Source organism: Acidovorax temperans (genome assembly GCF_006716905.1).
Taxonomy (GTDB): domain Bacteria; phylum Pseudomonadota; class Gammaproteobacteria; order Burkholderiales; family Burkholderiaceae_C; genus Acidovorax; species Acidovorax temperans.
On the sequence record NZ_VFPV01000003.1, the window covers coordinates 210,163 to 235,308 of the forward strand.

General features: G+C 62.1%; 16 protein-coding genes. 4 read left to right on the forward strand and 12 right to left on the reverse strand.

What is annotated here, in order from left to right:
- Complete coding sequence (gene sbcB / locus BDD18_RS15870) at positions 1-1,446, reverse strand: exodeoxyribonuclease I (RefSeq protein ID WP_142084359.1); 1,446 nt, start codon at positions 1,444-1,446, stop codon at positions 1-3.
- 263 nt (positions 1,447-1,709) lie between these two features.
- Between sbcB and BDD18_RS15875 the strand changes: the two genes are divergently transcribed.
- Both BDD18_RS15875 and BDD18_RS15880 read left to right on the forward strand, forming a co-directional pair.
- Entirely contained in the window at positions 1,710-2,822 is a 1,113-nt protein-coding gene (locus BDD18_RS15875; RefSeq protein ID WP_125958936.1) for an IS5 family transposase, read from the forward strand.
- Positions 2,823-3,104: 282 nt separating this feature from the next.
- Positions 3,105-4,466, forward strand: a complete 1,362-nt coding sequence (locus BDD18_RS15880) for a lytic murein transglycosylase (RefSeq protein ID WP_142084361.1) — start codon at positions 3,105-3,107, stop codon at positions 4,464-4,466.
- 25 nt (positions 4,467-4,491) lie between these two features.
- On the opposite strand, the gene BDD18_RS15885 is transcribed toward BDD18_RS15880, so the two are convergent.
- From BDD18_RS15885 to dnaE, 6 genes are all read right to left on the reverse strand, one after another.
- Positions 4,492-5,838, reverse strand: coding sequence for a sigma-54-dependent transcriptional regulator (locus BDD18_RS15885; RefSeq protein ID WP_142084363.1), 1,347 nt, complete (start codon positions 5,836-5,838; stop codon positions 4,492-4,494).
- Positions 5,835-7,718 carry a sensor histidine kinase gene (locus BDD18_RS15890; RefSeq protein WP_142084365.1) on the reverse strand — a complete coding sequence of 628 codons (1,884 nt, stop codon included), beginning with the start codon at positions 7,716-7,718 and terminating at the stop codon, positions 5,835-5,837. Before BDD18_RS15890 ends, BDD18_RS15885 begins: the two co-directional genes overlap by 4 nt.
- Positions 7,719-7,875: 157 nt before the next feature.
- Complete coding sequence (locus tag BDD18_RS15895; RefSeq protein WP_142084367.1) at positions 7,876-9,183, reverse strand: dicarboxylate/amino acid:cation symporter; 1,308 nt, start codon at positions 9,181-9,183, stop codon at positions 7,876-7,878.
- Between the two features lie 542 nt (positions 9,184-9,725).
- Positions 9,726-12,071 (reverse strand): ATP-dependent Clp protease ATP-binding subunit ClpA, encoded by a 2,346-nt coding sequence (gene clpA, locus BDD18_RS15900; protein ID WP_142084369.1) that lies wholly within the window; start codon positions 12,069-12,071, stop codon positions 9,726-9,728.
- A gap of 57 nt (positions 12,072-12,128) precedes the next feature.
- The gene (gene clpS, locus BDD18_RS15905) at positions 12,129-12,497 is read right to left on the reverse strand and encodes an ATP-dependent Clp protease adapter ClpS (RefSeq protein WP_044402094.1); all 369 of its coding nucleotides are present in this window, start codon (positions 12,495-12,497) and stop codon (positions 12,129-12,131) included.
- 119 nt (positions 12,498-12,616) lie between these two features.
- A complete protein-coding gene (gene dnaE / locus BDD18_RS15910) occupies positions 12,617-16,153 on the reverse strand; it encodes a DNA polymerase III subunit alpha (protein WP_142085019.1) in 3,537 nt (1,178 codons plus the stop codon).
- Positions 16,154-16,331: 178 nt separating this feature from the next.
- Here dnaE and BDD18_RS15915 point away from each other — a divergent pair, with 178 nt between their 5' ends.
- On the forward strand, positions 16,332-17,132 hold the full coding sequence (locus BDD18_RS15915; protein WP_066697586.1) for an outer membrane protein assembly factor BamD: 801 nt from the start codon (positions 16,332-16,334) through the stop codon (positions 17,130-17,132).
- On the opposite strand, the gene BDD18_RS15920 is transcribed toward BDD18_RS15915, so the two are convergent.
- Positions 17,095-19,176, reverse strand: a complete 2,082-nt coding sequence (locus BDD18_RS15920; protein WP_244939120.1) for a DNA repair helicase YoaA — start codon at positions 19,174-19,176, stop codon at positions 17,095-17,097. The genes BDD18_RS15915 and BDD18_RS15920 overlap by 38 nt on opposite strands.
- 226 nt (positions 19,177-19,402) lie before the next feature.
- Here BDD18_RS15920 and BDD18_RS15925 point away from each other — a divergent pair, with 226 nt between their 5' ends.
- Positions 19,403-20,200: a PP2C family protein-serine/threonine phosphatase gene (locus tag BDD18_RS15925; protein ID WP_142084370.1), complete on the forward strand. Its 798-nt coding sequence runs from the start codon at positions 19,403-19,405 to the stop codon at positions 20,198-20,200.
- 184 nt (positions 20,201-20,384) lie between these two features.
- On the opposite strand, the gene BDD18_RS15930 is transcribed toward BDD18_RS15925, so the two are convergent.
- The 4 genes from BDD18_RS15930 to odhB all read right to left on the reverse strand — a co-directional run bounded on the left by BDD18_RS15930 (position 20,385) and on the right by odhB (position 25,117).
- Positions 20,385-21,089, reverse strand: coding sequence for a hypothetical protein (locus tag BDD18_RS15930; protein WP_066697593.1), 705 nt, complete (start codon positions 21,087-21,089; stop codon positions 20,385-20,387).
- The gene (gene zapE / locus BDD18_RS15935) at positions 21,086-22,183 is read right to left on the reverse strand and encodes a cell division protein ZapE (RefSeq protein WP_142084372.1); all 1,098 of its coding nucleotides are present in this window, start codon (positions 22,181-22,183) and stop codon (positions 21,086-21,088) included. The genes BDD18_RS15930 and zapE overlap by 4 nt, the downstream gene beginning before the upstream one ends.
- 119 nt (positions 22,184-22,302) lie before the next feature.
- Positions 22,303-23,730 (reverse strand): dihydrolipoyl dehydrogenase, encoded by a 1,428-nt coding sequence (gene lpdA / locus BDD18_RS15940; protein ID WP_142084374.1) that lies wholly within the window; start codon positions 23,728-23,730, stop codon positions 22,303-22,305.
- A gap of 118 nt (positions 23,731-23,848) precedes the next feature.
- A complete protein-coding gene (gene odhB, locus BDD18_RS15945) occupies positions 23,849-25,117 on the reverse strand; it encodes a 2-oxoglutarate dehydrogenase complex dihydrolipoyllysine-residue succinyltransferase (RefSeq protein ID WP_044402080.1) in 1,269 nt (422 codons plus the stop codon).
- Positions 25,118-25,146 lie beyond the last annotated feature (29 nt).

The window sequence follows — 25,146 nt, forward strand, 5'->3', positions numbered from 1 at the left end:
TCAGCGCTCGGGCGCGATGTGTTCGGCGTAATCGTACAGCGCGCCCAAAATGTCCTGCGTACGCTCGTCGTCAGCGGTTTCAGAGATCTCGTCGATCTGCGCAAACAGCTGCTCCACCGTGCGCGCCCCACCCTGCCCGTCAAACAGGCAGGCAGCGCGGTGGGCTTCCCAGCGTTCCTGCTCTTCGGGCGTGAGGGTTTCCGGGAAGTTACGGGCCCGGTAGCGCCACACCAGCTCCGTCAGTCGCGGGTCGTCAAACCCCGTGCGGGCGGTGGCCAGCCTGGCGCCACTCATGGTGCGCAAGTCGTTCAGGTGGTGCCGGTCGTTGTTGCCCACAAAGCCGCCGTACAGGTCTTGGTCCACATCGGGCGCAGGCTCTTGCGGCCGGGCGAACACAGTGGGCCAGATGCCGCTCATGTCCGGCAGGCTGCGTGCCACTTCGGCATGCGCTACGGCCTGGGCCAGATCAATCCCCCAGCGCTGCGCCAGTGCAGGCGTGAGGGTGTTCACATTGCCCACCACCATGGGGGATTTGTTGAGGTGGATGGTCTTGATGGGCAGGCGCGCCACGCCCTCGGGCAGGTCTGCCGCGCGGGTGAACAAGCGCAGGCGAATGTCGTCCACATTCAAGGTCGCCAGCTCGCGCGGGTCATGCGCCAGGTCCCAGGCAATCAGCTCGTTCTTGTTGGTGGGGTGGCTGGCCAGCGGCCACATCACCGCCAGGCAGCCCCGCTCTGCCGGGAACATGCCCGACACATGCAGAAAAGGCCGCGCCGTGAGCGCCGTGGCGGGCAGGCGCAACTCGGCCGCCACGCGGTCTTTCTTGTGCAGCGCCAGGGCAAAGTCAAACAGCTTGGGGTTGTGCTGGCGAATGAGCCGCGCCAGCGCAATGGTGGCGCGCACGTCCGACAGCGCATCGTGCGCGGCCTCGTGCACCAGGCCGTTGGCTTTGGAGAGGTGTTCCAGCTTGAAACTGGGCGAGCCATCTTCCTTTTTCGGCCAGGTGATGCCGTCGGGCCGCAGCGCATACGTCATGCGCACCACGTCCAGCAAGTCCCACCGGCCGCACTGGTTCTGCCATTCGCGCGCATAGGGGTCGATGAGATTGCGCCAGAACATGAAGCGCGTGATCTCGTCGTCAAACCGGATGGTGTTGTAGCCCACGCCAATGGTGCCGGGCTGGGCAAACTCGGCCTCGATGCGGTTGGCAAACTCGCGCTCGGGCAGGCCTTTTTCCAGGCACAGCTGGGGGGTGATGCCGGTGATGAGGCACGACTGCGGGTCGGGCAGATAGTCGTTGGCGGGCCGGCAGTAGATCATCAGCGGCTCACCGATCTCGTTGAGCTCGGCATCGGTGCGGATGGCGGCAAACTGCGCCGGGCGATCCAGCCGCGTGTTGGCACCAAAGGTTTCGTAGTCGTGCCAGAGAAAGGTGTGAGAGGCCATGGTGCTCGGTGGGAAAACTTCCGCCTGGAAACCAGCGCGATGGAGAAAGCCCCCCAAAGCCAGTGGCGGGCCCGCGAAAAGCGTCAACTGTAACCGGGTTTACAGCCATTTTGGCACGCAGCGCTTATTGGGCAAGCGCGAGCAGCTACCAAATAGATAGCAATTTGCTTAGCAGGCTGCTGAAATACTCCCCACCGACAGTCCGCGACAGCCGCCCAGCCGCGACAATCAAGCCCCCCACTGACCAGACAGACGAGCCATCCATGCGCGGAGCCGACACCTTCACCGAGAGCCTGTTCACGATGCGCCATCTCGATGACTTCGTGCCCCTTGATCACCCCCTGCGGGTGATCCGCATCATGGTCAACAAGGCCCTGCAGAAGATGGACGATCTGTTTGCCCAGATGTATGCGGCCGACATCAAGGGCGGGCGCCCCAGCATTGCCCCCGAGAAGCTGCTGCGCGCCATGCTCATCCAGGTGCTCTACAGCGTGCGCTCGGAGCGCCAGCTCATGGAGCAGACCCAGTACAACCTTCTGTTTCGCTGGTTCATTGGCCTGGCCATGGACGATGCCGTTTGGGTGCCCACCGTCTTCAGCAAGAACCGCGAACGCCTGATCGAGCACGATGCGGTCATCGAGTTCTTCAATCAGATCGTGCAACAAGCCCAGGAGCAGGAACTGCTCTCGGGCGAGCACTTCAGCGTGGATGGCACCCTGATCCAGGCCTGGGCGGGCCACAAGAGTTTTGTGCGCAAAGACCGCCAGGGCGACGACGATACCGACGCGGGGAACTTCAAAGACCAAAAGCGCAGCAACGACACCCACGAGTCCACAACGGACGCGGATGCAAGGCTGTACCGCAAGGGCAAGACGGCCAGTGAGTTGCGCTTCATGGGCCACACACTCACCGACAACCGCCACGGGCTGGTGGTCAGCGCCGTGGTCACACAGGCCGACGGATATGCAGAGCGCGAAGCGGCCAAGGCCATGATCAACGATGCGCGACAGGCACTGCCCGGCGATGACCCCATCACGATCACGCTGGGCGCAGACAAGGGTTACGACGCCAGGGAGTTCATCGACGCGCTGCAAGAGATGAACGTGCTGCCCCATGTAGCGCAGAACAAGTCGGGGCGCCAGTCGGCAGTTCCTGACGCGATTGCAAACAGCGAAGGCTACGCCATCTCCCAGCAAAAGAGAAAGCTGATCGAACAAGGCTTTGGCTGGGCCAAGATGATCGGCAGCATCCGGCAAGTGATGGTGCGCGGACTGCAAAAGGTCGACCAGTTGTTTGTGCTGAACATGGCTGCGTACAACCTCACGCGCATGCGCACCTTGGGACAGGTGCGTCTGCAGGGTGCCAGCGGGGTGTAAAGGGCGAAGAAAAGGGCTCAAAAACGAGCAAAACAGGCCCAGACTGCTGAAAAATCAGGCGGTTCCGTCAAAAGCGGGGAGGTGGGCTGGGCTGCGGCGGGGAGTATTTCAGCAGCCTGTTAGAGCGGCTAACAAAACTCAGCGAAGCGGTTCTGGCTAGGCGCTGTGTCGTCGGCAGTACGAGTGGTACGACAAGACACAGCAACGACGCCAGAAGAGTTTTGTTAGCCGCTCTTATGCCAACTGACACAGGGGCGCACCGGCGAGGCGGGACAATGGGGCATGCGTCACTTTCACCCCACCCCCCCCCTGCTCTGCCGCCGCTCTCCAGCCCAACTCACGGCCAAGGTATCTGCACTGGCACTGGCCTGCGCCCTGGCTTTGGGCGGCTGCGCCACGGCGCCAGGCGCAGGCACACCCGCAGCCCAGCCGCCCGCTGCGCCTGCTGCGCCTGCCGTTCCGCCCCCAGCCCAGGCCGTGCTCGCAGCCCCCGCAGCGGCGGACGGGCATGAAGAAGGCTTTGTTCAATGGCGCAATGCCTTTGTCGCGCAGGCGCTGGCCGAGGGCATTCGCCCCGACACGGTGCGCAACGTGCTGGCCCAGGCCCAATGGCAGCCCCGCGTCATCGAGCTGGACCGCTCACAGCCCGAATTCACACGCACGCCCTGGGCGTATCTGGACAGCGCCGTGTCACCCCTGCGGGTCAGCCAGGGCCTTGCCAAGCTGGAGCAACACAGCACCCCACTGCAGGCTGCCGCGGAGCGCTACGGCGTGCCCGCCAGCGTGGTCACCGCCATCTGGGGCATCGAGAGCAACTACGGAAGCAACTTCGGCACCTTCAAAACCGTGGACGCCCTAGCCACGTTGGCCTATGAGGGGCGACGGCACGACTGGGCGCGCTCTCAACTACTGGCAGCGCTGCGCATCATTGACCGGGGCGACATTGCGGCAGAAGCCATGATCGGCTCCTGGGCCGGGGCCATGGGGCACACGCAGTTCATTCCCACCGTGTTCCAGGCCTACGCGGTAGATGCCGATGGCGACGGGCGCCGCGACATCTGGGGCAGCATCCCCGACGTGGCGGCATCGACCGCGCATTTTCTGGTGCGAGAAGGCTGGGTGCCCGGTGAAACCTGGGGCACTGAAGTGCAGCTGCCACCGGGCTTTGACCACGCCAGGGCCGAGTTGAACGTGCGGCAAAGCACTGCCCAGTGGGCTGCTGAAGGGGTGCGCGCCATGGACGGCAACGCCCTGCCCGACCTGGCCTCTGCCTCCATCCTGGCGCCCGCCGGTGCAAGGGGCCCTGCATTTTTGGTGGGGAAGAACTTCCGCACCATCCTGCGCTACAACAATTCCACCAACTACGCACTGGCCGTGGCGCTGCTGTCGCAACGCCTGAGCGGCGGCCCTGGCGTGGTGGCTGAATGGCCGCGCGACCTGCAACCCCTGTCGCGCGAGCAAACGCGGCAACTGCAAACGGCGCTGAACGCCAAGGGCTTTGACACGGGCACCCCTGACGGTGTTCTGGGCCCCGCCACACGCGCCGGGCTGCGCAAGTACCAGCAAAGCCAGGGGCTGGTGGCCGATGGCTATCCCACGCTGGAGTTGCTGCGCTCGCTGGCGGCTGCAGGCACCACCCCATAGCGGCGCTTGCACGCAGCCGCTGAGGTCAAGAGCCCAGGCCATGCCTGCGGACCTTGTCGTGCAGTGTGGTCTTGGGTACCCGCAAGGCCTCGGCCGTGCGGGTGAGGTTGCCGCCGTGCTGGCGCAAGGCCTCGGCAATCAAGGTGCGCTCAAAAGCATCCACCGCGGCAGCCAGGGCCTGCACGGGCGCGGGTTCTGTGCCCTCGCCCGCCTTCGCGGCAAATGGCGCAGCGCTGGCGGCAATGCCCAGCACCGCCCGCTCGGCCACGTTGCGCAGTTCACGCACATTGCCGGGCCAGTGGTAGCCCAGCAGTTGCTGTAGCTGGCCGGGGGCCAGCTCGGGCACGGGCAGCTGGTGGCGCGCCGCGCTCAGCATCAGAAAGTGCTCGAAGAGCAACGGTACGTCTTCACGCCGCTCGCGCAGCGGCGGCAGATCCACCGTGGCGATGCTCAGGCGGTAGTACAGGTCTTCGCGAAACTTGCCTTGTTTGCACAGGTCCAGCAAATCCACCTTGGTGGCGGCCACCACGCGGCAGTCGATGGGAATGAGGGTGTTGGAGCCCAGGCGTTCGAGCACACGCTCTTGGAGCACGCGCAGCAGCTTGATCTGCATGGCCATGGGCATGCTCTCGATTTCATCGAGGAACAGCGTGCCACCGCTGGCATGTTCCAGCTTGCCAATGCGCCGCTTGCCCGCGCCGGTGAAGGCCCCGGCTTCGTTGCCAAACATTTCGCTGTCGAAAAGCGTGTCGGGCAGCCCGCCGCAGTTGATGGCCACAAAGTGGCCCTTGCTGCGTGGGCTGGCTTCGTGCAGGCAGCGGGCCACCAGCTCCTTGCCGGTGCCGGTCTCGCCGTGGATCAGCACATCCACCGAGCTGGCAGCCAGCCCCGAGAGCACTTCGCGCAGTTGCCGCATGTTGGGCGCGCGGCCCATCACCAGCCGCTCAATGGCGTCGCGCTGCGCCAGCTGGCTGCGCAAATCACGCACTTCCAGCACCAGGCGGCGCTTGTCCAGCGCACGGCGCACCGCGCTCACCAGCTGCTCTGGCGTGAAGGGCTTCTGGATGAAGTCGTGTGCGCCATCCTTCATGGCCTGCACGGCCATGGAGATGTCGCCGTGGCCCGTGATCAGCACCACCGGCAGCTCGGGGTCGGTGCGCATGATTTCTTGGAGAAAAGCCATGCCATCCATTTGCGGCAAGCGAATGTCGCTAACCACCACACCCCGAAAATCACGCCCCAGCCGCGCACGCGCCTTCTCTGCGCTGGGGGCGCTTTCGATGGCAATGCCTTCGAGCTGCAAGGCCTGCTCGCAACCCAGAACAATGTCGGGATCGTCTTCGACGATCAGCACCTTGAGGTCATCGGTCATGATGGTTGTGGCTGGCCCGGCTGTGCCGCAGGCAGGGTGAGATGGAACACGGCACCACCGCCAGGGTGGTTGGCACCGCCGAGCGTGCCGCCCGATTCGCGCACGATACCGGCCGACAAGGCCAGGCCCAGGCCCAGGCCGTCACCTGAGCTCTTGGTTGTGAAGAACGGCTCAAACAAATGGGCAATCGCCTCTTCAGACAGCCCTGGCCCATGGTCACGCACCTGCACATGCACCTGGCCATGGAGCAACTCGCAACGCACCTGCACGCACGGCGTGGGCGCGCCCGCCATGGCATCAAGCGCGTTGTTGATCAGGTTGACAAGCACTTGCTCCAGACGGTTGCCGTCGCACCAGGCTATGGGTTCGGGTTCAGCCACCTGAACTTCGACCTGGGCGCTGGATTGCTGGATTCGTGATTCCAGCACCGCAAGGGCATTGCCAAGGGCTGCGCGCACCGGCACGGCACCCGGCTCGCCGGAAGACTTGCGCGCAAACGCACGCAATTCGCCCGTGATGAGGCCCATGCGGTCAGCCAGCTGGGCAATGCGTTCGAGGTTGATCTGCACGGTGGCCAGGTCGCCCCGCTCCAGAAACCGCAGGCTGTTGCCCGACAAAGTACGCAGCGCCGTCAGGGGCTGGTTCAGTTCATGGGCCACGCCGGTGGAGAGCTGCCCAATCACCGCCAGCTTGCCCGCCTGCACCAGCTCGTTCTGTGCGGCTCGGAGAGTGGCTTCTGCGCGGATGCGCTCTTGCACTTCCTGCTGCAGGCGTTCGTTGGTTTGTTGCAAGTCGGACGTGCGCTGCTGCACCTTGCGCTCCAGCTCATCGTGCGCGGCCTGCAGCGCCTCGCGTGCGGCCAGCCGGTCACGCACGCGATCGCGCTGGTGGCGGCGCCGCTGGTTGAGCATGAAACCGAGCAGCGCCAAGAAGGCCGTGCCCGTGCTGGCAATCAGGGCGTAACTCTGGGCCGCCTCGTCGGCCCGCGCCATGTGCGAGAACACGGTGATCGTCCACGGTGTGCCCGGCAAGGCACGCGCCTGGGTCAGGAACCGGCCAGTGACCGGGTACACCGATGCCATCTCGGTGCCCTCACGCGCCACGCGCACCACGCGCGCGCCCTGGTCCAGATCGCTCAGCACCTTGATGCCCAGGGGCGAGAGGGCACGGCGGTTGTACTGCAGGGTTTGGTCAAACGCCTTGCGCGTGTTCTCATCCAGCGGGCGCAGCGCCGTGAATTTCCAGTCGGGCACCGAGCCCAGAATCACCACGCCGTTCTCGTCGGTCACGATGACCGGGGCCTCAACGGTGGACCACGATTGCTCCAGCTGGTCAAGGCTGACCTTGGTGACCGCCACACCCACGGTGCGGTTGCCGTCGAGCAGCGCAGATGCCAGGTAGTAGCCAGGCTCTCCGCGCGTGGTGCCGATGCCAAACAGGCGCCCGGTGCCACTGCTGAGTGCATCGCGAAAGTAGGGGCGGAACTGCAGGTCCTCGCCCATGAAGCTGTCAGGCCGCCGCCAGTTGCTGGTGGCCACCACCCGGCCATCCAGGTTGATGACGTAGATGGACAGCGTGCCTGCGCGCTCATTCAGCTGTTCGAGATAGGCGCTGACTTCCTCGGCCTGCGCGGCGGAGGCATCGGGCGCAAGCAGGGCCAGCACCTCTTTTTCCAGGTCCAGCGTGCCAGGAAGAAAGGCGTATTTGCTGATCTCACGCTGCAAGCTGGCGGTGTACAGCTCCAGCCGGTGCAGCCCCGTGGCCTGAATCTGCGCCTGCCCCACACGCAATGCCACCACATAGGCCAGCCAGCCGCTGAGCAGCACCCCGCACAGCAGCAACAAAACCATCAAGTGACGCAGGGATCGGCGCAAAGGCATGTCAGAAGTCAGGTGGGCGATGGTAGCAGTGCGATGAAAGACGGCCACCCGTCACGCAGTGCCTCTGGAATGGGCCGCAGGGTGACGGCGGGATGAAAAAAGGCTGGCCAACGCCAGCCTTGGTGTGCAGTGATGAACGCACTGCGCACAGTGAAGCTCAGGCCGTGGCCCGCGCTGCCTCGTCATCCCCTGGGGCGGGAATCATCTCCTCACGCTCGGCCAAGGCATCTGGCACGGGATCGATGGCCCCCTCCCACTTGGCCACCACGGCGGTGGCAATGGCGTTGCCCATCACGTTGGTCAGGGTACGGCCCATGTCCAGGAAGTGGTCAATACCCAAGATCAGCAACACACCGGCCTCTGGCAGGTTGAACATGGGCAACACCGCCGCCACCACGACGAGCGAAGCGCGCGGCACGCCCGCAATCCCTTTGCTGGACACCATCAGTACCAGCAGCATGGTGATCTGCGCCGACAGCGGCATGTCAATGCCATAGGCCTGGGCGATGAAAATTGCCGCGAAGGTGGTGTAGATCATCGAGCCGTCGAGGTTGAACGAATAACCCAGGGGCAATACAAAGCCCGTCACCTTGGGCCGAACACCAAACTTCTCCAGCTGTTCCATCAGCTTGGGATACACAGACTCGCTGCTGGCCGTGGAAAAGCCAATCAGCATGGGCGTGCGGATGAGCTTGAGCAGGCGAAACACATCGCGGCCCAGCACCACATAACCCGCAAACACCAGCACCAGCCACAGCGCCGCCAGCGCCAGGTAGAAGCTGAGCATGAACTTACCAAAAACACCCAGCATCCCCAGGCCTTGCGTGGTGATGGCACCGGCCACTGCGCCGAACACGCCCACAGGTGCAAAGCGCATCACGTAGTCGGTGACCTTGAGCATCACATGGACCACCTCGTCCAGCGTGGCGACCAGCGTGCGCGCAGCCTGGTTGTGCAAGTGACCCAGGGCCATGCCGAAGAACAGCGAGAACACCAGGATCTGCAAGATGGCGTTGTTGGCCATCGACTCCACGATGCTCTTCGGAAACACCTGGGTGATGAAATCGCGCAGGTTCAGCGCTCCGGTCTTGAGCTGCGTGGCGGTGCCCGCCTCTGGCAGCGGAATCGACATGGAACTGCCGGGCTGGGTGAGGTTGGCAATCAGCAGGCCCAGCGTCAGCGAGATCAGCGAAGCGCCCATGAACCAAGCCAGCGCCCGCGTGCCGATACGCCCTACGGTGCGCGAATCGCCCATGGTGGACATACCCGCAGCCAAGGTCGCAAACACCAGGGGCGCGATGATCATTTTGATCATGCGCAAGAAGATATCCGTCAGCAGGCCAAAGTAACCCGCGATTTCCTTGGCGGCTTCGGGTGTCGGCGCCCAGGCGTGGCAGGCATAGCCGACCAGTACCCCCAGAACCATGGCCAGGATGACCAGGGTGGTCAAGCGATTGAGTTTCATGCGATGTGTGATGGATGAGTAAAGAAAACCCAGGTCTCTGCGCCCCATGAGACACCGTGCACAGACCAGGGTCACCGGGTAGCGCTCAGCAACGCTCCACACGATTGGCGCTGCACCGGGGCTCCGGGCTGCAGGTGCAATGGCACTGCACTAGCGGGACTTGCGCCCAGGTCCAGATCAGCGCGTTGACCACCGTGAGTTGTTGCATGGCTCGTCTCCAAAGAACGTTGGGCCGGCTATTGCGCGGCTTGCCGCTGTCATTGCACGCAACGTGCCAAGCCTGCGCGCTGATGCACTGCGCTCTAAGTCATTGATTTACCGAGCGTCATCAGTGCCCATCCCACGCACTGCGTTCGGTATTTCGAACATCTGCCTCGGCCCTGTTCGGAAACCAGAACACTGCATGGCCACACGCACAGCTCGCCCCCGTCTGCCTACGCCCCAGGCCCGTGGCACATCGCCAAAGAAAAAGCCGGCCACAAGGGCCGGCTTTTCAGCAACGGGGAGCGCCCCAGAGGGGCGCCAGGGCTTTCGCCCCTCCATCAATCGGTCGTTGCCTCTTCAGGCTCCGCAGGCTCTGATTTGGCTGAGCGCTCTTTCTTGGGCAGTGGCTGAATGTCCAAGCGCACCTCAGAAGTCTCCACACCTTTGTCATCGGTCTTGACGTCAATGTCCACCGTCAGGCGGCCACCTTCCGTCAAGCGACCAAACAGCAGCTCGTCAGCCAGGGCACGGCGAATGGTGTCCTGGATGAGGCGCTGCATGGGACGTGCACCCATGAGCGGATCGAAGCCCTTCTTGGCCAAGTGCTTGCGCAAGGCGTCGGTGAAGGTGACTTCCACCTTTTTCTCGGCCAGCTGGGTTTCCAGCTGCAGCAGGAACTTGTCAACCACACGCAGAATGATCTGCTCGTCCAGCGCCTTGAAGTTGACGATGGCATCCAGCCGGTTGCGGAACTCGGGCGTGAACAGGCGCTTGATGTCACCCATTTCGTCACCCGCCTGGCGCGGATTGGTGAAGCCGATGGTGGCCTTGTTCATCGTCTCTGCGCCCGCGTTGGTCGTCATGATGATGAGCACGTTGCGGAAGTCGGCTTTGCGGCCGTTGTTGTCCGTCAATGTGCCATGGTCCATGACCTGCAGGAGCACGTTGAAGATGTCCGGGTGGGCCTTCTCGATTTCGTCCAGCAGCAGCACGGCGTGCGGCTTCTTGGTGATGGCCTCGGTCAGCAAACCACCCTGGTCGAAGCCAACGTAGCCGGGAGGCGCACCAATCAGGCGGCTCACGGCATGGCGCTCCATGTACTCGGACATGTCGAAGCGGATCAGCTCGATGCCCATGATGTAGGCTAGTTGCTTGGCCGCTTCGGTCTTGCCGACGCCGGTGGGGCCGCTGAACAGGAAGGAACCGATCGGCTTATCCCCCTTGCCCAGGCCGGAGCGTGCCATCTTGACCGCGGAGGCCAGCACTTCCAGAGCCTTGTCCTGACCAAACACCACGCTCTTGAGATCGCGTTCCAGCGTCTGCAGCTTGCCGCGGTCGTCATTGGACACATTGGCGGGCGGAATGCGAGCGATCTTCGCGACGATCTCTTCGATCTCGGCCTTGCCAATGGTCTTCTTGCGCTTGCTGGGCACGAGAATGCGCTGCGCTGCGCCTGCCTCATCGATCACGTCGATGGCCTTGTCGGGCAAATGACGGTCGTTGATGTACTTGGCGCTCAGCTCCGCCGCTGCTTGCAGGGCGGCTGCAGCGTACTTCACGCTGTGGTGCTCCTCGAAGCGGCTCTTGAGCCCTTTGAGGATGTCCACCGTCTCTGCCACGGTCGGTTCCACCACATCCACCTTCTGGAAGCGGCGGGACAGGGCCGCGTCCTTTTCGAAGATGCCGCGGTATTCCGTGAAAGTGGTCGCGCCGATGCACTTCAGCTGGCCGCTGGACAGCGCCGGCTTGAGCAGGTTGGACGCGTCCAACGTGCCACCCGATGCGGCACCCGCACCGATGAGCGTGTGGATCTCGTCGATGAAAAGGATGGCGTTTGGCTTGTCCTTCAAGGACTTGAGGACACCCTTGAGGCGCTGCTCGAAATCACCGCGGTACTTGGTGCCCGCCAGCAGTGCGCCCATGTCGAGCGAGTACACCGTGGCCTCGGCCAGGATCTCGGGTACATCGTTTTGCGTGATGCGCCATGCCAGGCCCTCGGCAATCGCGGTCTTACCGACGCCAGCCTCACCCACCAGCAGCGGGTTGTTTTTGCGGCGACGGCACAGGATCTGGATCGTGCGCTCCACTTCGTAGTGGCGCCCGATCAGCGGGTCGATCTTGCCGTCCTTGGCAGCCTGGTTCAGGTTTTGGGTGTACTGCTCCAGAGGCGACGCCTTCTCGTTGCGCTCACCACCACCCTCTTCGCTTTCTGCGGGGCCGTCAGTCTTGGTGGGCTCTGGCGGCTCACCCTTCTTAATGCCGTGGGCGATGAAATTCACCACATCGAGGCGGGTAACGCCCTGCTGGTGCAGGTAGTACACCGCGTGCGAGTCTTTCTCGCCAAAGATGGCGACGAGCACGTTGGCGCCGGTGACTTCCTTCTTGCCATTGCCCGTGGACTGCACGTGCATGATGGCGCGCTGGATGACGCGCTGGAAGCCCAGCGTGGGCTGGGTGTCCACCTCGTCGGTGCCAGCCACCTGAGGGGTATTGTCTTTGATGAAATTGGCCAGCGAGGACCGAAGGTCGTCGATGTTGGCCGAACACGCGCGCAGCACTTCGGCTGCGCTGGGGTTATCAAGCAGTGCAAGCAACAGATGCTCCACGGTGATGAACTCGTGGCGCTGCTGGCGGGCCTCAACAAAGGCCATGTGCAAGCTGACTTCCAGTTCCTGGGCAATCATATGAACTCCTTTGTGCTTGCGTGGAAGGGATGACTGTAGATCGGGATCAAAGACCTGTTATTCAACAGGTTCACTGACACATTGGAGGGGGTGCCCCGCCTTGGCTGCGGCATCGAGCACCTGTTCCACCTTGGTGGCAGCAATGTCGCGGGAGTAGACCCCGCAAACGCCTTTGCCATCCAGATGGATCTTCAACATGATTTGGGTGGCCTGCTCGCGGTCTTTGCTGAAAAACTCCTGCAGAACCACGATGACAAACTCCATGGGGGTGTAGTCATCGTTGAGCATCACCACCTGGTACATCTGCGGAGGCTTGGTTTTCTGGGTACGTCGTTCAAGCACGACTGAACCGCCGTCATCCCGCGCAGGCCGGGAGATGGGCAGCGCGGTGGGGGGAGAAGGTGGTTTTGTTGCCATGAAATTCATTCTAGCGACCCTCGAGACCGATGGCCGCATGAGAAAACTGGTGACTGCAGTCTATTTTTCAAGTGACTGCAGCCCCGCGTACCAATGACGTGATAAGTGGTGCCCTGCTTCAGAGCCGCTCACTCGTAAACCACGGTGGCGGAGCCGCTTCCCGCCTGCGCGCTCCAGGCCGCCAGCGCGGCGTCCGTCGGGAAAAACCGGCTTCCTTCACCCAGCTGCAGCTCCGCCACGGCACCGCCCTGGTCGGACTGGCAGCGCACGCCCATGCGCACGCGCAGGCCGTGCAGGATTTCACCCTCCTCGGTTTCTTCGCGGCGCGGCGGAAACTCCGACACCAGACGCTTTACATCGGGCTGCATATCCCCCATGGCAATGTGCAGATACTTGCCGAAGCGGCAACGCGCACCAGCCAAGTCCCACACCTGTTGCACCTTGACCCGCAAGCCACCGCTGAAATGATCCATCTGCAGGCGGCCCACCACCACCACAAACTCATCTTCCTTGAGTTGATTTCGGTAAGTGTTGAGCAACGCTTCATCCGCCGAGGCTTCGATCATCCCCGACTTGTCGTCAATCTTGAACAAGCCCAGCTTGCCCCGCTGACCGTTGATGACCCGGAAATCGCTCACGATGCCTGCCAGCACCTGCGGTTCGCGGCTGTCGATCAACTCGTCGATCTGCGTGCGGACAAACTTGCGCACCTCGGACGCCACCTCATCAAACAGGTGGCCGGACAGGTAGAAACCAATGGCGGTTTTCTCCTGGGTCAGGCGCTCCTTGATGCCCCACGGAATCGCATCCACCAGGTCGGGCTCTTGTGTGCTGGAGCCATGGGCGTCGTCGCCCATCATGTCAAACAACCCGCCCTGGTTCACATTGGCCAAAGTGGCTGCGGCAAAGTCAAAGGCCCGGTCAATCGACGCCACGAGCGCGGCACGGTTCATGTTCATGGAGTCAAACGCCCCAGCTTTGATCAAGGCCTCCAGCGTGCGCTTGTTCAGCCGCGCCTTGTCTACACGAACACAGAAGTCGAACAAGCTCTTGAAAGGGCCTTTGGTGGAGCCCTGAGGCCCTTCACCGCGGCCTTCGCGCGCAGCCACCATCGCCTCTATCGCCTGCTGACCGGTGCCTTTGATCGCACCCAAACCATAGCGTATGACCTTGTCGGTCACCGGCTCGAAACGGTAAGTGCCACGGTTGACGTCAGGCGGCTCAAAACTCAGCCCGAAGTTTTTGACGGCATCTTCATAGAGCACCTTGAGCTTGTCGGTGTCGTCCATTTCCACCGTCATGTTGGCGCAGAAAAACTCCGCCGTGTAATGGACCTTGAGCCAGCCGGTGTGGTAAGCCAGCAAGGAATAGGCAGCCGCGTGCGACTTGTTGAAGCCGTAGCCCGCAAACTTCTCCATCAAGTCGAAGACCTCGTCCGCCTTGTCTTGATCGATACCCTTTTCAGCAGCTCCCTTGCGGAAGATGGCCCGGTGCTCGGCCATTTCTTCGGCCTTTTTCTTGCCCATGGCCCGGCGCAACATGTCGGCGCCGCCAAGGCTGTAGCCACCAAGCACCTGGGCGGTCTGCATCACCTGCTCCTGGTACACCATGATCCCGTAGGTTTCGGCCAGCACAGGCTCCACCAGCGGATGCGGGTATTCCACCGGCTCTTTTCCGTGCTTGCGGTTCACGAAGGTGGGGATCAGGTCCATCGGCCCTGGGCGGTACAGCGCGTTCAGCGCGATCAGATCTTCCAGACGGCTCGGACGTGCCTCTTTGAGCATGCCCTGCATGCCTCGGCTTTCAAACTGGAACACGGCCTCCGTTTTGCCGTCGGAGAACAGCCGGTAAGTGGGGCCATCGTCCAGCGGTATGTTTTCGTAGGCGAAGTTTTCCTGGCCCTTGTGGCGCTTGATGATGAATTCGCGCGCAATCTCCAGGATGGTGAGCGTGGCCAGCCCCAAGAAGTCGAACTTCACAAGGCCAATGGCTTCCACATCGTCCTTGTCGTACTGGCTCACTGCCGATTCGCTGCCTGGCTGCTGGTATAGCGGGCAGAAGTCTGTGAGCTTGCCCGGGGCGATGAGCACCCCGCCCGCGTGCATACCGATGTTTCGCGTCATGCCTTCGAGCTTTTGTGCCATCTCGATCACGGTCTTGACGTCTTCTTCCTTGCGCACACGCTCGTACAGCATGGGCTCCAGCTCGAGCGCGTAGTTGTTCTTGTCGCCTTCTTTCTTCACTTCCGGTGGATACGCCAGGGTGTACGACATACCCGGTTTTCCGGGAACCAGCTTCGAGATGCCGTCGCAGAAGGTGTAGCTCATGCCCATGACACGGCCCACGTCACGAATCGCCGCCTTGGCAGCCATGGTGCCAAAAGTGGCGATTTGGCTGACGGCATTTTTGCCGTACTTTTCCTTCACATAGTCAATCACCCGGTCGCGATTGGACTGGCAGAAGTCGATATCGAAGTCGGGCATCGAAACCCGCTCGGGGTTCAAGAAACGCTCAAACAGCAGGTTGTATTCCAGCGGGTCCAAATCCGTGATCTTGAGGGCGTAGGCCACCAACGAACCTGCGCCCGACCCCCGACCAGGACCCACGGGGCAGCCATTGTTCTTGGCCCACTGAATGAAGTCACCCACGATGAGAAAGTACCCTGGGAACCCCATCTTGAGGATGGTGCCCAACTCAAACTCCAGGCGCTCGACGTAACGCGGCCGCTCTTTGTCGCGCCGTGCCTCGTCCGGATACAAGTGCTTGAGGCGCTCTTCCAGACCTTCAAACGAGGCAAAGCGGAAATACTCCTCCGCCGGCATGCCGTTGGGCGTAGGGAAAGCCGGCAACTGCGGTTTGCCCAGCACCAGCGTCAAACTGCAGCGCTTGGCAATTTCTACGGTGTTGGCTAACGCTGAGGGCACGTCTGCAAACAACTCTTGCATCTGCTGTGCCGACTTGAAGTACTGCTCTCGGGTAAAACGCCGCACGCGACGCGGGTTGGCCAGTATTTCACCGCCGGCAATACACACCCGCGCCTCGTGAGCCTCGTAGTCATCAGCCGTCAGAAACTGGATGGGATGGGTCGCCACCACCGGCAACTGGAGCCTTGCAGCCAATTGCACGGCTGCCGCCACATGGCTTTCGTCATCAGCCCGCCCAGCACGCTGAAGCTCCATGTAGAAGCGATGGGGAAAGATGCCCGCGAGTTTCAACGCCAAGCTGGCAGCTCTTGTTTCATCCCCTTTGAGCAGCGCTTGCCCCACAGGCCCGGCCTGCGCCCCCGAAAGCGCCACCAAGCCTTCGGACAGTTCTTGCAGCCATGCCCAAGTGCACACCGCCAGGTTTTTGACGACGTTTTTCGTCCATGCCCTGGCGAGCAGCTCTGAAAGATTCAGATAACCCTGCTTGTTCTGCACCAGCACCAGCATCCGGGATGGGTCGCTACCTCCCTCGGTTTCAAGGTAAATCTCGGCGCCCAGCAATGGCTTGACACCCTTGCCACGCCCTTCCTTGTAAAACTTGATGGCTCCGAACAGGTTGTTGAGATCAGTGATGGCAAGGGCGGGTTGCCCGTCTGCCGCAGCGGCTTTGACCACTTCATCGATACGAGTGGTGCCGTCAACGACGGAGAATTCTGTGTGCAGGCGCAAGTGAACGTACATGCCGCCATTGTAGAAAGCGCCCATGCTGCAAATCCCCACCCGCGCCCAATGTCGGGCGCAAACAGGGCCATTACAATGCCGATTCGGTCCATTGCCCTGGTGGGCGGAACGCTCTTGCCGGAGCGATTCGAACTACCGTGGAAGATGCGTTCCTCTAATTGCCTGAAAGCTGCTTGCGATGCGTTTTGCTCCCCTGCCTGTTTGCTCCGTTGTGCTTGTATCTCTGGCACTTGTCGGGTGTTCCAGCACGCCAGAAGACAAAACTGCGGGCTGGAGCCCCAACCGCATTCATTCTGAAGCCAAGGACGAAATGAACAGCGGTGCCTACGACAAGGCCGTCCCGCTGCTGGAAAAGCTCGAAGGCCGTGCGGCAGGCACTCCGCTGGCGCAACAGGCGCAGCTCGATAAAGCCTACGCACAGTACAAAGGCGGCGAAAAAGCCCAGGCCATTGCCACGCTCGATCGCTTCATGAAGTTGCACCCCGCCAGTCCCGCGCTGGACTACGCGCTGTACCTCAAGGGCCTGGTCAACTTCAATGACAACCTCGGACTGTTCTCCTGGATTTCGCGCCAAGACCTGTCGGAGCGCGACCAAAAAGCGGCCAAGGACTCGTTCGAGTCCTTCAACGAGCTGGTCACCCGTTTTCCTGAGTCGCGTTATGCCCAAGATTCGCGTCAGCGCATGACGTACATCGTCAATTCGCTGGCCCAATATGAGGTGCATGTGGCCCGCTACTACTACGAGCGCGGCGCATACGTGGCAGCCATCAGCCGCGCGCAGATGGCGCTGACCGACTACAAGGATGTGCCAGCGCTGGAAGAAGCGCTGTTCATCCTGATCCGCTCATACGACGCACTGGGCATGACGCAACTGCGCGACGACGCTCGCCGCGTGATGAGCGCCTCTTATCCTCAAAGCACCTACTTGCGCGACGGCAAGTTCAGAGAAAAGTCTGATCCGTGGTGGAAGTTCTGGTGACAGACGCCAAGTCTTCCAGGGCAGCATGAAATTCCTCAGCACCTGACAGCCGCCGCATGGGCGGCAGCGCGGCAATCAGTCGTTTGCCGTAACCCATGCGCACCAGGCGTGAATCGCAAACGACCAGAACGCCTCGGTCGCTTTCGTGGCGAATCAGGCGTCCGGCCCCTTGTTTGAGCGCCACGGCAGCTTCTGCAAGCGCGTATTCTTTGAACGCACTACCGCCAGACTGCTCGATCTGCAAGGTACGGGCCTCCACCAGAGGGTCACCCGGCGGGGGGAAGGGCAGCTTGTCAATTACCACCAATTGCAGCGCGTCCCCTGGCACATCAAACCCCTCCCAAAAACTGGCGGAAGCCACGAGAATGCAGCCGCCCTGTGGCCCTGCCCCTGCGCGGAACCGCTCCATCAGACGAAGTTTGGGCCACTCCCCTTGCGCCAACACCTCCAGGGATGAACCCAGTTGCGCCAACTGCTGCCGCAGCACCTGGGCAATCACTGCAATAGCGCGCAGCGTTGTCGTAAGGACCAGGGTTCGACCACCCAGCGACATGGCAGCATTCGCGACCAGCGCAGCCACAGCGCTACCGTGCCGTGGGTCGGAGGGTGACGGGAAATCCTCAGGCACATACATAGCGGCCTGCGCGGCGTAGTCAAATGGGCTGGGTACTCGCAAAATGCGCGCCCCTTCCAATCCGCAGCGTTTCACAAACCATGAAAGCTCTGCATCATGGCCCAGCGTGGCAGAGGTGAAGATCCACGCCCGCCCCAGGCCTTCACTGGTGGCAGGCCAGCCATCGTCGTCCACACTTTCTTGCGGCTGGGGCAAAAAACGGGTGCGCATGGCATCGGCAATATCCAGGGGGGACTCCACGAGCCGCAAGCCGCCGCCCACATCAAGCCACCGCACACTGCCCTGCGGGCAAGGCTGGCCAAAGCGCTCCAGACGCGCCAACAGGGACGTACCGCGCTCCGACAGGCGGGTGATGTCCGGGGCGATGTCATGGTACGCGTCCAGCGCCTGCGCCAGCAGGCTGCATGCCTGGAGCACCGCAGCCATGGCAGCTTCCCAGTCAGGTGCAACAACACCGTCGGGCGCACCTTGTGCCCAGCCGCGCTTTCCTGAAGATGCAAGACCATCGCCCGCTGCATGGCGCCACCGCAAGACCGCGCCTTCCAGGCCAACTGCAAGTTGTGGCCAATCGGCATAGCCACGGGCATGCGCCAGACCGGCTGAGAGCGCATCGCGGGCAAATTCAACGAACTGCCCGGTCGATAGTTGAATCCCCAAAAACTGAAGGCCTGCATCGCTGAGCTGGTGCGCCTCGTCAAACACCACCACGCGCACTGATGGCAACAGCTCTGCTACCCCCGACTCGCGCACGGCCATGTCGGCAAAAAACAGGTGGTGGTTGACCACCACCAGATCGGCGGCCATGGCTTGCCGGCGGGCCTGGTTCACGTGGCAGTCCTTGGCATTGGGGCAATGGCTGCCCAGGCAGTTTTCGCGCGTTGAAGTGACCCAGGGAATGACGGGCGACCGGTCGTCCAGGCCCGTGAGCTCCGACAAGTCGCCGCTGCGGGTGCTGCGTGACCACTCTTCAATCTTTGCGAGCACACGGATCTGCTGCGGCGCCCCTTCCCCCACTGCATGGCGCGCCATACCAAGGCGGTGCAGGCACATGTAGCTGCTGCGCCCTTTGAGCAGCGCTACGCGTACGGGAACCTCCAGCGCCTTCACAAGGCGGGGAATATCGCGTGAAAACAACTGGTCCTGCAATGCCTTGGTGGCCGTGGACAACAGCACCCGCTCACCGCTGAGCAAGGCGGGCACCAGGTACGCATAGGTTTTACCCACACCAGTACCTGCCTCGGCCACCAACACCTCCCCTGCTCCCATCGCATGGGCTACAGCCTGGGCCATGGCCAGCTGACCTTCCCGCGGCTGGTAATGCGGGTCCGCCCGTGCCAACACGCCGTCCACGGAAAACACCGACTCCACCATGGCGCAAAGCTCCACAGCTGAGGTCTGGGAATCGGTCATCGTCATGCGTATCTCAAGCAGATGTTCCAGTGCACCAGGTGCGCTGGCGAAACGGGGCCAACCAGTGAATTTGTGAGGAGATGTTGGAGCAGACGGAGCTTGCCGTACTTTTCACCAAAGTCCGGTGAACATCAAAATGGCGAAAATGCCACAGGCGCGCCGATAATAAACGGCTCAGCACCTCAAAACGACCGGCAGCGCTCCCGCACGCACCACAATCTTCAGAATGACCAAAGCGTTCCGTCTTATCGCCTCCACCGGTATCCACAAAGGAGACCGGGAGTACCAGCAGGATCAGGTGTCCTTGATCGCTCACAGCCGTCACAACGGCTGCGTGCTGGGGGTTGTGGCGGACGGCATGGGCGGGCGCAGTGGTGGCCGCAAAGCGTCTGACCAGGTCATGATGACGGCGCGCCAGCTTTTTGAGCGCTACTCCCCCGAAACCGACGACCCTGCCGCCATGCTCAAAGCCATGGTGGAAGAAGCGCACATCGTCATTCGGCTGACCGCCATTTCGGCAGAGCAGGAACCGCACAGCACCATTGCGGCATTCCTCATCAACCCGCGGGGCGACTGCCACTGGGTGCACGCCGGGGATTCGCGCATCTACCATTTCCAGGGTGGTCGGTTACTCCACCGCACCAGTGACCACTCCTACGTTCAGGCACTGGTAGATCGCGGAGAGCTGACAGAGGCTGAGGCCAACAACCATCCGCATTCGAACATTCTGGTCGGGTGCCTGGGCACAGAAAGTGACCCACCCGTCACAACCCACATGATTTCGCAATTGCGCCCAGGGGATGTCCTGCTGGCCTGCAGTGACGGCGTGTGGCACTATTTCTCGCCCACCGAGCTGGCCTCCGTGGTCGATTCGCTCTCCCCTCGCGAAGCGACGGAATTTCTGATCGAGAAAGCACGCTCACGAGCCCGAGGCGGCGGCGACAACCTGTCGCTCGTCATCGTCAAGATCGAAGCGTTGGTCGAAGAGAAAAAGATACCGCGCCTGGCTTCCACCGCGCCTTGAGAGAAATGGGCGCCAGTCGCCCCCCATCCGCCCAAACCATTGCACTGCAATTGCAGTGATGCAGGCGGTATGCTTTCTGCCCCGCTTCTAGCCAAGAGTGCTCCAGCTCTTGCAAAGCGAGTAGCTGGCACGCTGTGCCGACCTAAAAGACAGTCAGCCGATCACTCTCCAGGCTCAACGCCTCTCAAGGAGGCGTGGGCAGGGTGGCCGCTGGCTTGTGTCCATTGGCTGCAGCATCCGCCTTCTCCTGCTCGCGCTTTGCGCGGCGGGCCTGAGCGGCCTTCTCCACCTCCAACTGCCTCTGGCGAGCCTGGGCCGCACGCTCTGTCGACTCCTTCTCTCGCAAGGCTTGCTCTGCCGCCTGGCTTTGCTGACGCTCGCGTTGCTGGCTGGCGCGGGCTGCGGCTTCTCGGTCGCGCAGCTTCACAGAATTGGAGGTATTTTCACGTGCCCCAGACCTGCCTGTCGGTTCAGCCTTGCGCACTACAGCCGATGCAGGCGGTGTCGTCGCCGCAGCAGCTGAGGCCTGCTTCTCCTCGATTTGCCGAAGACGTTGCTGGGCTTTTTCCTTGCGCTCGGCATCATTGAGCTGAACCTCGCGCGCGCGCAGCCGGGACTCAACCTCTCGCCACTGGTTGCGAACATCACGCAAGCAGTCCTCCACCGCAAACAACTGGTAGCACTTCGTTTGCGCTTGCGTGCGCTGTTCTGCATTACGTCGGCGTGCCTGCTCAATCGCTGCGCGCTCAGCATCCCGCTGGGAGGCTGCCGAAGCCTCCTGACCCGCTGCGGCGTGTTGACCGAGAGCCTCCTGCTCGCCCGACTGGGCCCCGGCCGTCCCCAGCCAGAGGGCAAGGACCGCTATGGTGGTGAGTTGTCGTGCTTTCATGTCAGCCCCGTGTCCACCAAGCGCCGCTCCAGATCCAGGAATTCTTTGGACTGCATTTCATTCAGGCGCGATACCGTGCGAGGAAACTCGTGGGACAGCGGCCCCTCGGTATACAACTGCTCTGGCGACACGGCAGCTGAGACGATCAGCTTGACGCGGCGGTCATACAGCACATCGATCAGCCAGGTGAAACGGCGTGCCGGCGAAGCCATGTTGACTGGCATGTAGGGCACGCCCGACAGCAGCACCGTATGGAACTGAGTGGCAATTTCGAGGTAATCGTTCTGCGAACGCGGGCCGCCGCACAGCGTAGTGAAGTCAAACCACACCACCCCGCCCGCCTTGCGGCGCGCACGAATCTCGCGCGCCTCAATGTGCAGCACCGGGTCTTCATCATGTACACCGACCAATTGGTTGAACGCTTCGTTCATGGCCGCGTCAGCCTCGGGCCCCAGCGGGGTGTGATAGAGCTTGACGTGCTCCAACGCGCGGCGGCGGTAGTCGGTGCCGTTGTCTACGTTGACGACTTCCATGCGCTCATTGAGCAAGGCAATCGCGGGAAGAATGCGGTCGCGGTGCAGACCGTCTGGGTACAGGCCATCGGGCACGAAGTTCGAGGTGGTTACAAACCCCACACCGTTGTCAAACAGGGACACCAGCAAGCGATGCAGGATCATCGCGTCCGTAATGTCAGCGACGTGAAATTCATCGAAGCAAATGAGCTTGTAGCGCTTGGAAATGCGGGCGCCCAGCACATCCAGGGGGTTGACCGTGCCCTGCAGCGCCACCAGTTCGCGATGCACCTCGCGCATGAATTCGTGAAAGTGCAGGCGCACCTTGCGCTTGATGGGAACCGCATTGAAAAAGCAGTCCATCAAAAAGCTTTTGCCGCGCCCCACCCCGCCGTACATGTAAACGCCCTTCGGGATGTCGGGCCGGTTCAGCAGCTTTTTGAGGGCATTCGACCGCTTGGACTTGTACGCAGCCCAATCGTCGGCACAGCGCTGCAAAGCGTCGATCGCACGCAGCTGCGCAGGGTCACTTTGAAAGCCTTTGGCGGCCAGCTCGGCCAGGTACGCCTGTTTGACGCTCACGGTGTTGATGCCTCAGAAAAGGCTAACCCCCGCAGCGGCGCGAGGGTTAGCTATTAATTTAATAGCTGCCAGCGCTTATCCATAGTGCGCTAGCGGCCATTTTGACTGAAATTCTGAAATCAGAAGTTCAGTGTGCGCTTGTCCACGGCCAGCGCCGCTTCCTTGGTGGCTTCGCTCAGGGACGGGTGGGCGTGGCAAATGCGCGCGATGTCTTCGGCGCTGGCCTTGAACTCCATGGCCACCACGGCTTCAGAGATCAGCTCGGAGGCCATGGGGCCCACAATGTGCACGCCCAAGATTTCGTCCGTGGTGGCGTCGGCCAGGAACTTGACCATGCCAGTCGTGTCACCCAGCGCGCGTGCGCGGCCGTTGGCCAGGAAGGGGAACGTGCCCGCCTTGTACTTCACGCCATCGGCCTTGAGCTGCTGCTCGGTACGACCCACCCAAGCGATCTCAGGGCTGGTGTAGATGACCCAGGGGATGGTGTTGAAGTTGACGTGACCATGCTGGCCAGCAATGCGCTCGGCCACGGCAACGCCTTCTTCTTCGGCCTTGTGCGCCAGCATCGGGCCACGCACCACGTCACCCACAGCCCACACGCCGGGCAGGTTGGTCTTGCAATCGCCGTCCACCACGATCTCGCCACGCTCGCCCAGTTGCAGGCCCACGGCTTCGGCGTTCAGGCCAATGGTGTTGGGCACGCGGCCGATGGAGACGATCAGCTTGTCAGCGTCCAATGTCTGGGCTTCACCCTTGGCATTGGTGTAGGCAATGCTCACGCCAGACTTGCTGTTCTTGATCTCGCCCACTTTCACGCCCAGTTCGATCTTCAAGCCTTGCTTGTCGAACGCCTTCTTGGCTTCCTTGGCGATCTGCTCGTCCACGGCGCCCAGGAACGTGGGCAGGCCTTCCAGAATCGTGACATCTGCACCCAGGCGGCGCCACACGGAGCCCATTTCCAGGCCAATCACGCCAGAGCCAATCACGGCCAGCTTCTTGGGGGTGGCACCAATGCGCAGTGCGCCATCGTTGGACAGCACGTTCACTTCATCAAATGGCACGCCAGGCAGCGCGCGCGCATTGGAACCCGTGGCAACGATGATGTGCTTGCCCACCAGCGTTTCTTCGGCGGCGCCAGCCACCTTGATCTCATAGCCGCCTTCGGTAGCCTTCACGAACGAACCACGGCCGTGGAAGAAGCTGACCTTATTTTTCTTGAACAGGTACAGGATGCCGTCGTTGTTCTGCTTCACCACCGCATCTTTGCGGCCGATCATCTTGGCCACATCGATCTTGATGTCCTTGGCGGAAATGCCATGGTCGGCAAAGTGGTGGTTGGCGTGCTCGAAATGTTCGGAAGATTGCAGCAATGCCTTGGAGGGAATGCAGCCCACGTTCGTGCAGGTGCCGCCGGGTGCGGGGCCACCCTTCTCGTTCTTCCATTCGTCGATACAGGCCACGTTCTTGCCCAGCTGGGCGGCACGGATGGCCGCGATGTAGCCACCAGGGCCACCACCGATGACGATGACGTCGAATTGCTTGCTCATAAGAAATCTCGTTGATTCAGTTGAAGAAAAACCCACCAGTGAACAGCGCCGCGCAGTGCTTGCGCCAGGGGCTTCACAGGTGGGTTTCCGGTTTCAGAGGACGGGTGTCAAAGCTCGATCAGATGTCGAACAGCAGACGGGCTGGGTCTTCCAGCGCTTCCTTCATGGCGACCAGGCCCAGCACGGCTTCGCGGCCGTCGATGATGCGGTGGTCGTAAGACATGGCCAGGTAGTTCATCGGACGGATCACGATCTGGCCGTTTTCCACCACAGCGCGATCCTTGGTCGCGTGCACGCCCAGGATGGCGGACTGGGGTGGGTTGATGATGGGGGTAGACATCATCGAACCAAAAGTGCCGCCATTGGAAATCGAGAACGTGCCGCCAGTCATTTCTTCAATGCCCAGCTTCCCTTCGGCCGCCTTCTTGCCGAACTCGGCGATCTTCTTCTCGATCTCGGCAAAGCTCATCTGGTCGGCATTGCGCAGGATGGGCACCACCAGACCACGGGGCGAGCCCACGGCGATACCGATGTCGAAGTAGCCGTGGTAGACGATATCGTTGCCGTCGACCGAGGCATTCAGCACGGGGAACTTCTTGAGGGCGTGCACAGCCGCCTTCACGAAGAAGCTCATGAAGCCGATCTTCACGCCGTGTTCCTTGGTGAATGCGTCCTGGAACTTCTTGCGCATGTCCATCACGGGGGCCATGTTCACTTCGTTGAACGTGGTCAGGATGGCGTTGGTCGATTGCGACTGCAGCAGACGCTCGGCCACACGGGCGCGCAGGCGGGTCATGGGCACACGCTGCTCTGGACGGTCGCCCAGGTTGGGGGCGGCAGGAGCTGCCACCTGGGGCAGCGCCTTGGTGGGCACGCCTGTGGGGATCACGCTAGGAGCGACAGCGGGCTTGGCACCGCCGGCCACGGCGGCCAACACGTCACCCTTGGTCACGCGGCCATCCTTGCCGGAGCCAGCCACGTCGCCAACAGACAGGTTGTTGTCGGCCAGCAGCTTGGCGGCGGCAGGCATGGCCACGTCGCCCTTGGAGCCACCAGCAGCAGGTGCCGCCACGGCTGCCACTGCGGCAGCAGGGGCCGCAGCTGCGGCTGCGGGGGCAGCAGCAGGCGCAGCCGCGCCAGCCTTGCCTTCGGTGTCGATCTTGGCGATGACCTGGTCAGACACCACGGTGCCGCCATCACCCACCACCAGCTCAGCCAGCACGCCAGCCGCAGGTGCGGGCACTTCGAGCACGACCTTGTCGGTTTCGATTTCGATCAGGATTTCATCGGCAGCAACAGCTTCACCGGCTTTTTTCTTCCAGGTCAGCATGGTGGCTTCCGCCACGGATTCAGACAACTGGGGGACTTTGACTTCTACGATAGCCATGACAAATTCTTTCAGTGAGGGTTTTGTTC

What these genes read in the sequence shown, in the direction of transcription:
- odhB (WP_044402080.1), bottom strand. Translation starts at nt 25,117, where the DNA reads ATGGCTATCGTAGAAGTCAAAGTCCCCCAGTTGTCTGAATCCGTGGCG.
- clpA (WP_142084369.1), bottom strand. Translation starts at nt 12,071, where the DNA reads ATGATTGCCCAGGAACTGGAAGTCAGCTTGCACATGGCCTTTGTTGAG.
- BDD18_RS15915 (WP_066697586.1), top strand. Translation starts at nt 16,332, where the DNA reads ATGCGTTTTGCTCCCCTGCCTGTTTGCTCCGTTGTGCTTGTATCTCTG.
- BDD18_RS15880 (WP_142084361.1), top strand. Translation starts at nt 3,105, where the DNA reads ATGCGTCACTTTCACCCCACCCCCCCCCTGCTCTGCCGCCGCTCTCCA.
- sbcB (WP_142084359.1), bottom strand. Translation starts at nt 1,446, where the DNA reads ATGGCCTCTCACACCTTTCTCTGGCACGACTACGAAACCTTTGGTGCC.
- BDD18_RS15925 (WP_142084370.1), top strand. Translation starts at nt 19,403, where the DNA reads ATGACCAAAGCGTTCCGTCTTATCGCCTCCACCGGTATCCACAAAGGA.
- BDD18_RS15895 (WP_142084367.1), bottom strand. Translation starts at nt 9,183, where the DNA reads ATGAAACTCAATCGCTTGACCACCCTGGTCATCCTGGCCATGGTTCTG.
- BDD18_RS15890 (WP_142084365.1), bottom strand. Translation starts at nt 7,718, where the DNA reads ATGCCTTTGCGCCGATCCCTGCGTCACTTGATGGTTTTGTTGCTGCTG.
- BDD18_RS15885 (WP_142084363.1), bottom strand. Translation starts at nt 5,838, where the DNA reads ATGACCGATGACCTCAAGGTGCTGATCGTCGAAGACGATCCCGACATT.
- clpS (WP_044402094.1), bottom strand. Translation starts at nt 12,497, where the DNA reads ATGAATTTCATGGCAACAAAACCACCTTCTCCCCCCACCGCGCTGCCC.
- BDD18_RS15930 (WP_066697593.1), bottom strand. Translation starts at nt 21,089, where the DNA reads ATGAAAGCACGACAACTCACCACCATAGCGGTCCTTGCCCTCTGGCTG.
- BDD18_RS15920 (WP_244939120.1), bottom strand. Translation starts at nt 19,176, where the DNA reads ATGACCGATTCCCAGACCTCAGCTGTGGAGCTTTGCGCCATGGTGGAG.
- lpdA (WP_142084374.1), bottom strand. Translation starts at nt 23,730, where the DNA reads ATGAGCAAGCAATTCGACGTCATCGTCATCGGTGGTGGCCCTGGTGGC.
- dnaE (WP_142085019.1), bottom strand. Translation starts at nt 16,153, where the DNA reads ATGTACGTTCACTTGCGCCTGCACACAGAATTCTCCGTCGTTGACGGC.
- BDD18_RS15875 (WP_125958936.1), top strand. Translation starts at nt 1,710, where the DNA reads ATGCGCGGAGCCGACACCTTCACCGAGAGCCTGTTCACGATGCGCCAT.